The organism is Chitinophagales bacterium (genome assembly GCA_020636495.1).
In the GTDB taxonomy this organism is placed as follows: domain Bacteria; phylum Bacteroidota; class Bacteroidia; order Chitinophagales; family Chitinophagaceae; genus UBA5543.
Genome location: JACJXQ010000008.1, coordinates 483139 through 497024, shown reverse-complemented (window position 1 = coordinate 497024; position 13886 = coordinate 483139). Strand labels below are relative to the sequence as shown.

Here is a 13886-nt window from a genome sequence, read left to right as displayed (position 1 = left end):
GAATAATCATATTACCGCATACTTGCATTGTACCATACACGAAACATTAACAGTTTTTGTTTTTCATTTTTATCCTTTGGCGTATCAATAACCTTATATTTGAGTTGTGAGTTTTATATACCCCTTATTCCTTACCGCGGCACTGGCATTGGCTATCCCGGTGCTGATACACCTGTTCAACCTGCGCAGGTATAAAACGGTGTATTTCCCGCATACCCGTTTCCTGAAGAATATACAGCTGCGCTCACAAAAGCAATCACAGGTACGGTATAAGCTGCTGCTGGCACTCAGGATGTTGTTCCTGGCACTGCTGGTACTGGCCTTTGCGCAGCCCTTTTTTACCAACGGCGATAAGAAAGCAACCGAAAACCGGCTGCAGGCGATATATATAGACAACTCAGGCAGCATGGGCCTGAGAAAGGACGCACAGCGCCTGCTGGACATAGCAAAATCTGCTGCGCGCAGACAGGTGAAGAATGCAGCACCGGGCACAAAGTTCGTGCTACTGACCAACGACCGTCCTGTAAGTTATCGCCCTATGCCTGCTGACAAAGTCTTAAACGAGGTGAACGGGATTGAATTATCGTCCACTACTAAAACGGCCCGGCAGGTGCTGTCCCTGCTCAAAAGTATCACTGAATCGGAAGCTATACCTGGTGCCGACCTATATTACTATTCGGACATGCAACAGGTAGCCGTAAGTGATCCGCCTGAAGCTGATGATAACATTACAGTATATGCCTTGCCTGTAAACGGTACTGAACCATTGAACATATTCATTGACACAGCCTACCTGGTTGACCCCGTCTTACAAACAGGGGAAAGCAACCAGTTGATAGTCAGAAGCAGGGTATCGGGCAAGGCGCCGGGGCAGGCGCCCGTTCTGAACCTGCTGGTAAACGGACAGATAAAAAGTGCTGCCACCATCAGCTTTGATGAGGACAACCAAAGTATTGATACACTATCCTTCAGGGCAAATGATGCAGGTTGGCAAAGAGCAGAACTGGTGATTGATGATGAGTCGGTAAAATTTGACGATACCTTTCGTATCACGGCACGAAGTGCGCCCAACCTGAGTGTACTGGCGCTGAACGAAGGACAACCCAGCCCCTACATTCAGGCAGCATTCCGTGCCTACAATGGCTTCAGGCTGAACAATGCCAACATAGATAACCCACCTGCAGATTGGAGTACTTACAGCCTGGTGATAGTAAACGGATGCACAAGGATCAGCCCGGCGCTGGGCAAGCAGATAGCCCTGGCCCTGCAACAAGGCCAGACCGTATGCCTATTCCCGGGCAAAACCAATAACATCGCCGAAATGAACGAAGGACTGGCAGAAATAGCAGACCTGTCCATTACAAATATTGATACCGTTACACAGGCTGCAACATCATTACAACAAGGCAGCGACCTGGTGCGCGACCTTTTTGAACAGGTGCCCGAAAATGTACAGTTGCCCGTAGCAAACTGGCACTATGTTATAAATTCAGGTATCACTGCCAACAGGCAGTCCGTCCTCAGCTTTCGCAACGGCGACCCGCTGTTTGCACAATACAGCCCGCAAAACGGAAAATTATACGTATTGACTACTGGTATCGATCTGCAATCCGGGAATTTCACCTCCGGCTATTTCTTTGCCCCATTCCTGTACCGTATGGGTATAAGCACCAACGGAGGAAATATGTATGCTTTGACGCTGGGCAACAATGAACCTGCTTACCTGCCTTTGAACAAGGCTAATGAGCGCAATATGGTGCATCTTTATACACAGGGCAGCGATGCAATACCAACACAACATGGATATGGTGCAGGGCTGAATGTGTTCATAGATGATGTGGTTCACCAACCGGGATTCTACAGCCTGTGGGCACAGGGCAGCGATACGACGGTAATTGCCGTTAACAGCAGCAGGACAGAATCGCAACTGGCAACAATAGATCCCGGGCAACTGAACAAGTTATGGCCGGGCATTGATGTAGAAATAGTGAGTGCTGATACAATCGGCACTACTGGTGGTTACAACAGGTGGGGCAGTTTCCCGCTTTGGAAACTTTGTGTTATTTTAGCCGTGATAATGCTGGCCGCTGAAACATGGGTTTTAGCCGGCAGCCTTCGCAAACCAACAGCTGCTACTCAATAGCCATATGCAAGTGCACATTCTACAGGCTAAGATCACTGACACGACGTCGGAATTTCATAACAAGGTCGTTGATATTACTATTAAAGATGGTATCATCAGCAAGATAGCCGCATCTGCAAAAAAAACCGGTGAAAGCAGTATAGAAGTAGATGGCAAAAAAGTATATACATCTGCTAAAAGTGAAGGCCCGATATCGGTAAGCAAAGGTTGGGTGGATATAATGGCAGACTATGCCGAACCGGGACATGAGCAGAAAGAAACGATACAAAGCGGCCTTGCTGCAGCGGCAGCCGGTGGTTTTACAGATGTATTCCTGGCACCAAATACAGACCCTGTAGTCAGCACAAAGTCAGTAGTTGAATTTTTACTGAAAAAGGCAGCAGGCAATATTGTAAACCTGCATCCTATGGGTAGTATTTCCCAGAATATCGAGGGTAAAAACCTGGCCGAGATGATGGACATGCAGGCACATGGTGCCATTGCATTTACTGATGGCTGGAAGCCGGTACAGACATCGAACCTGATGTTGAAAGCACTGGAATATGTAAAAGCATTCAATGGTACTTTGATACAAATACCGCAGGATGATTCCATAGCCAGCACAGGGCTGATGCATGAAGGAGCCGTGTCGACACGCATAGGTATGGCGGGTATACCACCTGAGGCAGAAACCATTATCATCTACCGTGACCTGCAGTTGCTGAAGTATACGGGTTCAAGGTTGCACTTTACAGGTATATCTACCGCCGCCGGCCTGGATATGATACGCAAAGCCAAAAAAGAAAAACTGAACGTTACCTGCTCCGTTACCCCCTACCACCTGGCACTGACCGATGAGGCACTGGTGGGTTACAGCAGCATGTATAAGGTAACACCACCGCTAAGAACAGAGAAAGACAGGCAGGCATTGATCAAAGGACTGAAAGATGGCACCATAGACTGCATCACATCGCACCACCGCCCGCAAGACTGGGATGCCAAAGTGAAAGAATTTGAATATGCGGCATACGGCATGAATATACAGGAGATTGCCTTCAACATTGCTCTTGAAGGTGTAGGCGATAAGGCAGAACTGGAAAGCATAGTGGATGCATTTGCCAACAAGCCACGCGAGATATTCGGCCTGGCCCAGGATGGACTGCAAAAAGGCAAGCCCGCCAATATGACCCTCTTCTCTGCAAAAGGAAAAGTTGTACTGAATAAGATGACATCCGCATCTGCCAACAATCCTTTTATTGGCAAAGAGCTACCCGGCAAAGTAATAGGCGTGGTGAATAACAACAATATCAAACTAAATCAATAATAAAATGACCCAGACACATAAAACATACGGCCTTGTAACAGCACTGGCAATGATCATCGTCAATGTTATCTTTTACGTAACAGGACTAACCTTTAAGACAGGCTGGGCAGGCTATGTCCAGTATGTACCCTTTCTGATAGGTATTATACTGAACGCGCAAGCTTATTCAAAAGCCAATGATGCCAATGTAACTTATGGCAGTGTATTCACCAGTGGTTTTAAAAGTAGTGCCATTACAGCGCTTGTATTGCTGGCATGGACTTTTCTTTCTGTCTACCTGATATTTCCTGAAATGAAAGACAAGTCGATGGAAATGGCAGCAGAGCAGATGGCCAAGAACCCGAATATGACCGATGAACAGATAGAGATGGGGCTTGAGATGACCAAAAAGTTCTTTATCCCATTCATGGTAGGCGGCGTCATTTTCGGTACGATGTTTTTTGGAGCTATCTTTTCCCTCATAGGTGCTGCTTTTGCTAAAAGGAACCCTGCACCAAAGGCCTAAATACCCTAAATTTATTTCCAGTATTTTAGCAACAGATGCAGACAGATATTAGCATAGTAATACCGCTCTATAATGAAGATGAGTCGCTACCCGAACTGGCGGAGTGGATAGAGAAGATGTGCACAGAGCATGGTTACAGCTACGAAGTGATCATGATAGATGATGGCAGCACTGATAACAGCTGGCAGGTAGTACAGGAGTTAAGTGCGCAAAACCCGCATATTAAGGGCATCAAATTCCAACGCAACTATGGTAAGAGTGCTGCACTGAACGAGGGCTTCAAAGCAGCTATCGGCAATGTAGTAATAACTATGGATGCCGACCTGCAGGACAGCCCGGATGAGGTACCTGAGCTTTATAAAATGGTAATGGCAGACGGCTGGGACCTGGTGAGTGGATGGAAAAAAGTGCGTTACGACAATGCTGTTACCAAAAACCTCCCTTCGAAATTGTACAACTCGGTCAACCGTATGGTATCAGGCATAAAACTGCACGATATGAACTGCGGGCTAAAGGCCTACAGGCGCAATGTGGTAAAGAGCATAGAGGTATATGGTGAGATGCACCGCTTCATCCCCGTGCTGGCCAAAGCAGCGGGTTTTCGTAAAATAGGCGAAAAGGTGGTACAACACCGTGCCCGTAAATACGGCGTTTCAAAGTTTGGCTGGGAGCGTTTTATCAATGGTTTCCTCGATCTGCTGTCCGTACAGTTCATCAGCAAGTTCGGCAAAAAGCCAATGCATCTGTTTGGTACTTTAGGCACATTAATGTTCCTGCTGGGCTTTGTAATGGTTGTGTACTTAGTGATACAGCGTCTTGCAGGAGGAGCAGACTACGGACTAACCAATAAAGTAACTTTCTACCTGTCTCTGGTCACTATGATACTGGGCACACAGTTCTTCCTGGCAGGTTTCCTTGCAGAGCTTGTATCCCGCTCCGCCGCAGACAGGAATCATTACCTGGTAGAAAAAAAGATAGGATTAGACGACTAATAAAGACATTATTAAAGCGGGGTGTATCAATGATACACCCCGCTTTTGTTTACTTAACAGCTTCAGTTGCAACAGGCTGTTCTGTCTTTGGCCTGTTGTGTACCGGTGTCAACAGGAACTGCACACCCAACACGCCTACCAGTATTATTGTAGTAACTATTGTATTGAGTTTTGTCTCAGGCTTACGAATGCCATTGAAAAAATACACAGGTAGCAGTACAAAGAACGAGAGAGTCAGCGTACTGATCCACATGATCCTTGCACCCGGCCAGTGCATGACCAGGAATAATGCCGAAAGACAGTATAGTATGCCTACCAGAGTGCCTGTTGTCAACACTACTTTATCGCGTGCAGAGCCGGCTTCTTTTGTTTTCAACAGAAACAGGACAGGCAGGAATAACAGGCTGAACAATACCATGCCAGTAACAAACAATATGCCTGCACCCGGCCAGTGAGCCAGTTTAAACAGCGAGCCTGTAAGTAATATAAATGCGGCTGAGGCTCCGCTTATTATCATCAGTTTTTTCATAGCATAATAATTTTTAAACGTTAATAAATTGATGGTCTCTTCTTCTATCTCCTTCAGGTCGTTCTTGTAGAACTGCCTGACGGTTTGCTGATAGAAGACCTCAAAGTCATCACCCTCTTTGAGGTTATACTCGATGATGCAACAGATATGATCCAGGAGGTTGAACTGCAGATCCTCCATTTCAACGCCATTACGTCTAATGTCATCGAGGATATATTCTACCTGTTCATCAGTGATGCAATACATTGTTATATCGTTTTGGGTTTCAGGTCCAGTAGAAAAGACATGGTATCCATAAACTCTGCTAATTCGCTCAGCTTTTCCGTAGTCTTAGTCTTGCCCGACTTGCTTATGGTATAATACTTTCGCTGGCGTTTGCCTATATACTCTATCTCTGTTGTTACCAGCCCATCTTTTTCAAGGGCATGTAGCGTTGGATATAGTGCGCCTTCTGTTATCTGTATCCTGTCGCTGGTCAGCTCCTTCACTCTTTGTGTGATCTCGTAGCCATACATTTTACCATTGTCATTCAACAACTTTAACACAATGGTTTTCAGCGTTCCTTTTATCAATTCGGATGAGAATATCATAGCCTGTATATTTATACCTAAGACAAATATACATAAGATTCCAATGTATTCAAATATTAAGTAAGATTATTTAATTATTTGCATACAAGAGCCCAGGCTCTGGGCGAGATAAATGACTTATTTTATAGTAGATTACTATTTGAGAGTTTCCGCAAACTCAATATCTTCTTCTGATTCGCTCTCGTTCAGCACCTGAATTATTACATCTCTAAATTCGGGTTTATCAGCTAATGGCTTTAAGTATGGCAGCAGGTTTTTCTTTTGTTTCATACTTAAGGAAACTATTGCATACCCTTTAATATTATCGTCCCATTTGCTAAGTGCATCCACAATATATGATATCGGTCTACTACCAGTATCTAACAATGCCATTGTTTGTAGCGCTAAAATTTTTGCTCTAGCACTTGTATCATTTATTCTCTCATAAGCAGTTTGTATGATGCTGGCTGTATCCATTCTTATATACATAGGCATCATGTGTGCGTCACCGTAATCTTCGTATTTTACAATAAAATCAAACAATACTGATGTCGACAGTGGTGCGGTTATTGCTACTGCATTGGCATTCCAAAATCCTGCGTAATCTTCTTTCTCATTTACTAATGATTTGCTTATCATATCTGAAAACGAAGTGTCCTTCAATGCTCCAACCAGTTTATAGCCTATAGCACGCTGGTATATATTATCTGCTAAAAGTAACTTCCTGATATTATTCATGTAGAGAGCATTGTCCTTAAAATCGGGTAAATAGTACCATTCGTCAGGCATTGTGGTGTCATAAATCACGCCAGGGGTATCTCTTTCCTGTATTAATTTTGAAGCTGTTTCAAAATCTATGGAAAGTGAATCTTCTAGTTTTGAAACTTCATCAAGTTTTATAGGCGGACGATTTCTATGCTTTGCATAATTAGCAAATCGCTCGGGATAATTGTCTATCATTTCTGCCAGGCTACTCAAAGAATCAATAACATTGAAAAAATAAAACATTGACTCTTTTGAATAATCTTTTGACAAACTACTCTTAAATAGACTATCCAATACGGGATTAGCTCCAGCCGAAGCAGACAAAGAATAGAGTGATAGTGATATTATCAGGCACAGGGTTTTCATAAACAATATTAATAGTTGAGAAACGATTACTAAATATAATACAGAACCCATGCAATTGCATGGGTTCTGTATTAATACCGTATAGTGTTATTACATATTCCTCCTGTACTGACCACCAACGTCAAATAAAGCTTTGGTTATCTGCCCCAGTGAGCAATATTTTACTGTTTCCATCAGCTCAGCAAATATGTTCTCATTCTTTATAGCTACATCCTGCAGCCTGTGCAGCATCTCCTGTCCTTTATCTCCGCTGCGCTTCCACAGGTTCTGTACGGTCTGTATCTGGAATTCTTTTTCTTCTGTTGTAGAACGTATCACCTCCTGCGGAATAACCGTTGGCGAACCTTTACTGCTCAGGAAGGTATTCACGCCTATTATCGGGAACTCACCATTGTGTTTCAGTGTTTCGTAGTACAGGCTTTCTTCCTGTATCTTGCTGCGCTGATACATAGTTTCCATAGCACCCAGTACACCACCACGCTCCGTTATACGATCGAACTCAGTCAATACCGCTTCTTCTACAAGGTCTGTCAACTCTTCGATGATGAACGAGCCTTGTAGAGGGTTCTCGTTCTTGGCCAGTCCCAGCTCTTTGTTGATGATGAGCTGTATAGCCATGGCACGACGTACACTTTCTTCCGTTGGTGTAGTGATGGCCTCATCATAAGCGTTCGTGTGCAGCGAGTTACAGTTGTCATATATCGCGTACAGTGCCTGTAAGGTTGTGCGAATATCATTGAAGTCAATCTCTTGTGCGTGCAATGAACGGCCTGATGTCTGGATGTGGTATTTCAGCATTTGCGAACGCTCATTACCACCATACTTATGCTTCATCGCTTTGGCCCATATACGACGGGCAACGCGTCCTATCACACTATATTCAGGGTCGATACCGTTGCTGAAGAAGAAAGACAGGTTGGGTGCGAACTCATCAATATGCATACCACGGCTCAGGTAGTACTCTACAAAGGTAAAGCCATTACTGATGGTGAACGCCAATTGTGATATCGGGTTAGCACCGGCTTCTGCAATGTGGTAACCACTGATAGAAACAGAGTAGAAGTTACGTACACCGTTGTTGATGAAATACTGTTGTACGTCACCCATTACACGTAGTGAGAATTCTGTTGAGAAGATACATGTGTTCTGTGCCTGGTCTTCTTTCAGTATATCAGCCTGTACGGTTCCGCGTACAGCTTTCAGGGTGTCTTCTTTGATCTTTGCATATACGTCAGCAGGTAATACCTGGTCGCCGGTAACGCCCAGCAGCATAAGGCCAAGCCCTTCGTTACCTTCCGGTAGTACGCCTACCGCTGCATCGCTGAAAGTGGATGCATTATATACAGGGCGGGGTAAACCTTTCTCTTTATATATCGCTTCTATCTTTTTATTTACTTCTTCTTCCAGTCCGTGCTCTTTGATATACAACTCACATTGCTGGTCAATAGCAGCGTTCATAAAGAAGGCGGTAATAGTAGGTGCCGGACCATTGATGGTCATAGATACCGAGGTCTTGGGGTCGGCCAGGTTGAAACCGCTGTAGAGTTTCTTGGCGTCGTCCAGGCAGCAGATACTCACGCCGGAGTTACCTATCTTACCATATATATCCGGCCTGTGGTCCGGATCCTGTCCGTAAAGGGTCACACTATCAAAGGCCGTGCTCAGGCGCGCAGCAGGTAACCCTTTAGATACATAGTGGAATCGTTTGTTGGTACGTTCAGGTCCACCTTCTCCTGCAAACATACGTGTCGGGTCTTCACCCTCGCGTTTGAAAGGATAGATACCTGCAGCATAAGGAAATTCACCGGGGAAGTTCTCGCTCAATGCCCATTGCAGTATCTCGCCCCATGCTTCAAACTTAGGCACGGCTACTTTCGGCACCTGTGTGTGAGACAATGACTCTGTATGTGTCTTTATCTTCAGCTCTTTATTACGCACCTTAAAGGTGTAATATTCGTCCGTATACTTCGCTTTCTTTTCCGCCCAGTTGTTCAGTAGTTCTTTGTTCTCGTGCGCCAGTCCTATCTCAGTTTTGCTGTACACCTCCTGCAGTGTCTTTATCAGGCGGTCTTTATCCTCTACATCACTATTTTTAAGCGTTTCAATGGTCTTGGTAATACCGAACAGTTTTTGAGCTATTGCAGCCTGGTCTTTTGTCCATTGGTCATACTTACGGTTGTTCTCAGATATCTCACTCAGGTAGCGTGTACGGTTGGGCGGAATGATGTATATCTTCTCGCTCATCTCGTTGCTCACCTCGAAATTAGAGTGCAGGTCTTGTCCCGTTTTTTCTTTGATGATGTCCATCAACGACTTGTACATAGTATTGGTACCCGGATCGTTGAACTGTGATGCTATGGTACCGAACACAGGCATACTGTCTGCATCCTTGTCAAACAACTTATGGTTGCGCTGGTATTGTTTCTTCACATCACGCAAGGCATCCATGGCACCGCGTTTGTCAAACTTGTTGATGACCACTATGTCAGCAAAATCCAGCATGTCTATCTTCTCCAGTTGTGTGGCTGCACCATACTCCGGTGTCATCACATACATGCTCAGGTCGCAATAGTCAGTTATCTGCGTATCGCTCTGACCGATACCTGAGGTTTCCAGTATGATGAGGTCATAATCTGCAGCCTTCAGGATGTTCACCGCATCGAGTATGTATTTAGACACAGCCAGGTTGCTCTGGCGGGTGGCCATGCTGCGCATATACACGCGCTCGTTACGGATGGCATTCATACGGATACGGTCTCCCAGCAGCGCACCACCGGTTTTACGTTTCGATGGGTCGACTGATATGATACCTATGTTCTTATCTTTAAAATCCAGCAAAAACCTGCGCACCAGCTCATCTACCAGTGAGCTTTTACCTGCACCACCTGTACCTGTGATACCCAGTACCGGTGTTTTAGACTCTGAGGATAATTCTTCTACTTTTTTCAGCAACGCTTGTGTTTCGGGCAGGTCATGATAGTTCTCTGCTGCTGATATTAACCGTCCTATCGCTTTGGGGTTCTTATCATTCAGATGTCCTACTTCACCATTCAGCTGGTTGCCTGTCGGGAAATCGCTCTTCTGTATCAGGTCATCTATCATTCCCTGCAGGCCCATAGAGCGGCCATCATCAGGCGAGTAGATACGTGTGATACCATAATCGTGCAGTTCCTTTATCTCTTCAGGCAATATTACGCCGCCGCCGCCACCGAATATCTTTATATGCCCGCAACCCTTTTCTTTCAGCAGGTCGTACATATACTTGAAATACTCCACGTGGCCGCCCTGGTAAGAGGTCATAGCTATCGCATTGGCATCCTCCTGTACGGCACAGTCTACCACATCCTGCACACTACGGTCGTGCCCCAGGTGTATCACCTCTACACCACTGCTTTGCATTACCCTTCGCATAATATTGATAGCGGCATCGTGTCCGTCGAAGAGGGAAGCGGCCGTGACAATGCGAACCTTATTTTTGGGCGTATATGACATATAAATATCTTTTTAGAAATGGGCCGGGACAGGCCATCAGCTTTTGTGAAACAGGCTGCAAAGTTACGAAAACAAGTACTAAAGATTGAGCATATATACATAAAAAAGAAACGTCCCTGCAATACAGGGACGTTTCAAATCATTTATAATTCGTTGATAATTATTCATCATCATCGTTAGCATCCATCTTCATCGGGCGCAGGTCATCACCAGGTTTTACATTACCTGTTTTGTGGTGGCAGCAGCCGAAGTTTTTAGTGATACCGAAGCTGAATTGGTTACCGAAGTTGAACATGAAGTTGCTCTGGTCGATAACTGCGTTCTGTGGACTTGGAGATTTAGGAGTATCGTAGCTGATAGTACGATAGCCAAGACCACCCATACCGAAGTTAAGTGCTAAACCATCGTGTACAGTTACAGCCACCATTGGAGTAATGAACGCCTGGAAGCCATTGTAGTAATCGTAGTTATAAATAACCTGGTTAACGATCTGGTTAGCGGTATAATCAACCATCCTTGTTTCGTCTTCAGAAACATTCTGACCGGAAACATAGCTCAGGTCCAATTGAGTATACATAGAGAATATGTTACCGAAGTATTTGGTATAACGGAAGAAAGCACCTGCTTGCCACTCCCTTGTTTCCCTTGCATTTCTCATCCATGCAGTGTTAGTTGGATTAGCGCTCCTGTTTTCACCGAATTCGCTCCAGATACCACCCTGAACACCTATCGTGATGTTGTCAGTGAATTGGTAACCAACACCAGGATTGATGTGCCAGTTAAAGCTTTTATTTTCGCTACCGCCGCCATTGTCGGTTTTGTTAGTTGACAGACCGCCAGTACCGTAAACAAGTACACTATTTTTTTGTGCATCAGCAGTACCCAAAGTTGATACAGCAAGTAAAGCTAGAATAAGTTTTTTCATACAGATCATGCGTTTTATAATGAAACAAATGTATATCCTAATTCCCTATTATGCAATAGGTACTGAGAATAGCAATAAAAATAAAAAATTGTCATATAAAGCCCTTATTTGAACCAAGAACTGTACATAACATAGTTATTTGCAATGCGTTGTACCTCTCCTTCCAGCAGTTCTGCACTGATATCTTTTACCTTTTTTGCGGGCACTCCGGCGAAAATGCTGCCTGAAGGCACCTCAGTATTCTCTAAAACAACAGCTCCGGCGGCAATAATACTGTTCTTGCCGATCTTCACATTATCCATAATAATAGCCCCCATACCCACCAGGACGTTGTCCTCTATAGTACAGCCGTGCACAATGGCGTGGTGACCGATGGACACATTATTGCCAATGATGGTTTTAGTTTTCTGATAGGTGCAATGTATGCAGGCTCCATCCTGGATATTTACTTTATCACCCATGCGAATGCTGTTCACATCGCCGCGGATCACAGCATTGAACCACACACTGCACTCCTTTCCCAAAACCACATCGCCTACAATAGTAGCATTCTCAGCTACATAACAATCTTTCGGGATATTGGGCAGTACTCCTTTTACGGGTAATATCAGCGGCATAATTATTTATTGAACAAGTTGTATTTTAAGATACAGTATATGGCCCTGAAGCCATCTTTCCAGCCTATCTTCTTACCTTCTTCATAAGTACGTCCATAATAGGAAATACCAACTTCGTAGACCCTTACCTTCGGCACCCTGGATATTTTGGCTGTAACCTCCGGCTCAAAACCAAAGCGTTTTTCACGAAGGTCAATTTTCTGTATGATGTCTGTCCTGAACAGTTTATAACAGGTTTCCATATCTGTCAGGTTCAGGTTGGTGAACATATTAGACATAAAGGTAAGCATGGCGTTTCCCAACGAGTGCCAGAAAAATAATATCCTGTGCGGATTGCCTCCCATAAAGCGGGAACCGTACACTACATCAGCAAATCCATTCACTATTGGTTTCAACAGCAGGTTATATTCGTTAGGGTCGTACTCAAGGTCAGCATCCTGGATAATGGTATAATCACCTTTGGCATATTTAATACCTGTGTGCAACGCTGCACCCTTACCCTGGTTCACCTCGTGTTTATAGTAACTGATAGGCAGGTCAGGATTGGCATCTTTATAGGCCATTATGGCATCTTCGGTATTGTCTTTAGAGCAATCGTTAACTATGATAACCTCTTTTCGGATGTTATCAATGAGTTGCACTTCCTTGATAAGGTTGAGTATCCGGTGTATGGTAGCACCTTCGTTGTAGGCCGGGATTACAATGGATAATGTTTTACTCATGCGGTAAAAAAATATGGTATGAAGTAACAAAAATAATATCATTTATAGTAAGAATTAACTGTTTATCCCCATTAGCGAGTGTTTTACCCTATTAAACTATGCTATAAGTTAACTTTGCGGTATCATATCTAAATATCGGTATTTATGCAGGCTTATCTAGATCTACTACAACATATACTGGATACGGGGGCAGAAAAGAGTGACCGTACCGGTACTGGCACTATTAGCTGTTTTGGCTACCAGATGAGGTTTGACCTGCAAAAAGGGTTCCCGATGCTGACCACAAAAAAGCTGCACCTGAAGTCTATCATATATGAGTTGTTGTGGTTCCTGAACGGAGATACCAATATTAAATATCTGAAAGATAACGGGGTAAGAATTTGGGACGAATGGGCAGATGAACGTGGCGATCTGGGCCCGGTTTACGGTCACCAATGGCGAAGCTGGACGGGGGCTGACGGTAAAACATATGACCAGATAAGCGAAGCTGTTCATCTACTGAAAACCAACCCTGACAGCAGACGCATCATTGTGAATGCATGGAATGTAGGCGACCTGAAGCAAATGGCATTAACACCCTGCCACGCCTTGTTCCAGTTCTATGTAGCCAACGGCAAATTGAGTTGCCAGCTGTATCAGCGCAGTGCAGATGTGTTCTTAGGTGTACCTTTTAATATTGCATCTTATGCACTGCTTACAATGATGATGGCACAGGTGTGCGGACTTGAATATGGCGAGTTTGTGCATACATTCGGTGACGTGCACTTATATAGCAATCATATTGAGCAGGCAAAACTGCAGCTTACGCGCGAACCATTGCCGTTGCCTACGATGAAAATAAATCCGGATGTAAAAGACATTTTCAGCTTTAAGTACGAGGACTTCACATTGGAGAATTATGAAGCACACCCGCACATAAAAGCCCCGGTAGCAGTATAAGTCAATGTTTTTAAACAGT

Annotated in this window: 12 protein-coding genes; 5 read left to right on the top strand and 7 right to left on the bottom strand. The window is 44.4% G+C overall.

Going from position 1 to position 13886, the window contains the following annotated elements:
- Window positions 1-106: 106 nt before the first annotated feature.
- The 4 genes from H6550_02245 to H6550_02230 are packed head-to-tail and all read left to right on the top strand — an operon-like array spanning window position 107 to window position 4943.
- Window positions 107-2143 (top strand): BatA domain-containing protein, encoded by a 2037-nt coding sequence (locus tag H6550_02245; protein MCB9044939.1) that lies wholly within the window; start codon window positions 107-109, stop codon window positions 2141-2143.
- A 4-nt stretch (window positions 2144-2147) separates the two neighbouring features.
- Entirely contained in the window at window positions 2148-3446 is a 1299-nt protein-coding gene (locus H6550_02240; protein ID MCB9044938.1) for a dihydroorotase, read from the top strand.
- Window positions 3447-3450: 4 nt separating this feature from the next.
- Entirely contained in the window at window positions 3451-3951 is a 501-nt protein-coding gene (locus H6550_02235) for a DUF4199 domain-containing protein (protein ID MCB9044937.1), read from the top strand.
- A 35-nt stretch (window positions 3952-3986) separates the two neighbouring features.
- The gene (locus H6550_02230) at window positions 3987-4943 is read left to right on the top strand and encodes a glycosyltransferase (GenBank protein ID MCB9044936.1); all 957 of its coding nucleotides are present in this window, start codon (window positions 3987-3989) and stop codon (window positions 4941-4943) included.
- Window positions 4944-4992: 49 nt separating this feature from the next.
- On the opposite strand, the gene H6550_02225 is transcribed toward H6550_02230, so the two are convergent.
- The 7 genes from H6550_02225 to H6550_02195 all read right to left on the bottom strand — a co-directional run bounded on the left by H6550_02225 (window position 4993) and on the right by H6550_02195 (window position 12928).
- Complete coding sequence (locus tag H6550_02225) at window positions 4993-5718, bottom strand: hypothetical protein (protein ID MCB9044935.1); 726 nt, start codon at window positions 5716-5718, stop codon at window positions 4993-4995.
- 2 nt (window positions 5719-5720) lie between these two features.
- A complete protein-coding gene (locus H6550_02220) occupies window positions 5721-6059 on the bottom strand; it encodes a helix-turn-helix transcriptional regulator (protein MCB9044934.1) in 339 nt (112 codons plus the stop codon).
- Between the two features lie 138 nt (window positions 6060-6197).
- Window positions 6198-7172: a hypothetical protein gene (locus H6550_02215; GenBank protein ID MCB9044933.1), complete on the bottom strand. Its 975-nt coding sequence runs from the start codon at window positions 7170-7172 to the stop codon at window positions 6198-6200.
- A gap of 90 nt (window positions 7173-7262) precedes the next feature.
- The gene (locus H6550_02210; GenBank protein MCB9044932.1) at window positions 7263-10664 is read right to left on the bottom strand and encodes a methylmalonyl-CoA mutase family protein; all 3402 of its coding nucleotides are present in this window, start codon (window positions 10662-10664) and stop codon (window positions 7263-7265) included.
- 160 nt (window positions 10665-10824) lie between these two features.
- Window positions 10825-11589: a hypothetical protein gene (locus tag H6550_02205; protein MCB9044931.1), complete on the bottom strand. Its 765-nt coding sequence runs from the start codon at window positions 11587-11589 to the stop codon at window positions 10825-10827.
- Window positions 11590-11693: 104 nt separating this feature from the next.
- Entirely contained in the window at window positions 11694-12206 is a 513-nt protein-coding gene (locus H6550_02200) for a gamma carbonic anhydrase family protein (protein MCB9044930.1), read from the bottom strand.
- 2 nt (window positions 12207-12208) lie between these two features.
- Entirely contained in the window at window positions 12209-12928 is a 720-nt protein-coding gene (locus H6550_02195) for a glycosyltransferase family 2 protein (GenBank protein MCB9044929.1), read from the bottom strand.
- Window positions 12929-13072: 144 nt separating this feature from the next.
- Between H6550_02195 and H6550_02190 the strand changes: the two genes are divergently transcribed.
- Window positions 13073-13867, top strand: coding sequence for a thymidylate synthase (locus H6550_02190; GenBank protein ID MCB9044928.1), 795 nt, complete (start codon window positions 13073-13075; stop codon window positions 13865-13867).
- Window positions 13868-13886 lie beyond the last annotated feature (19 nt).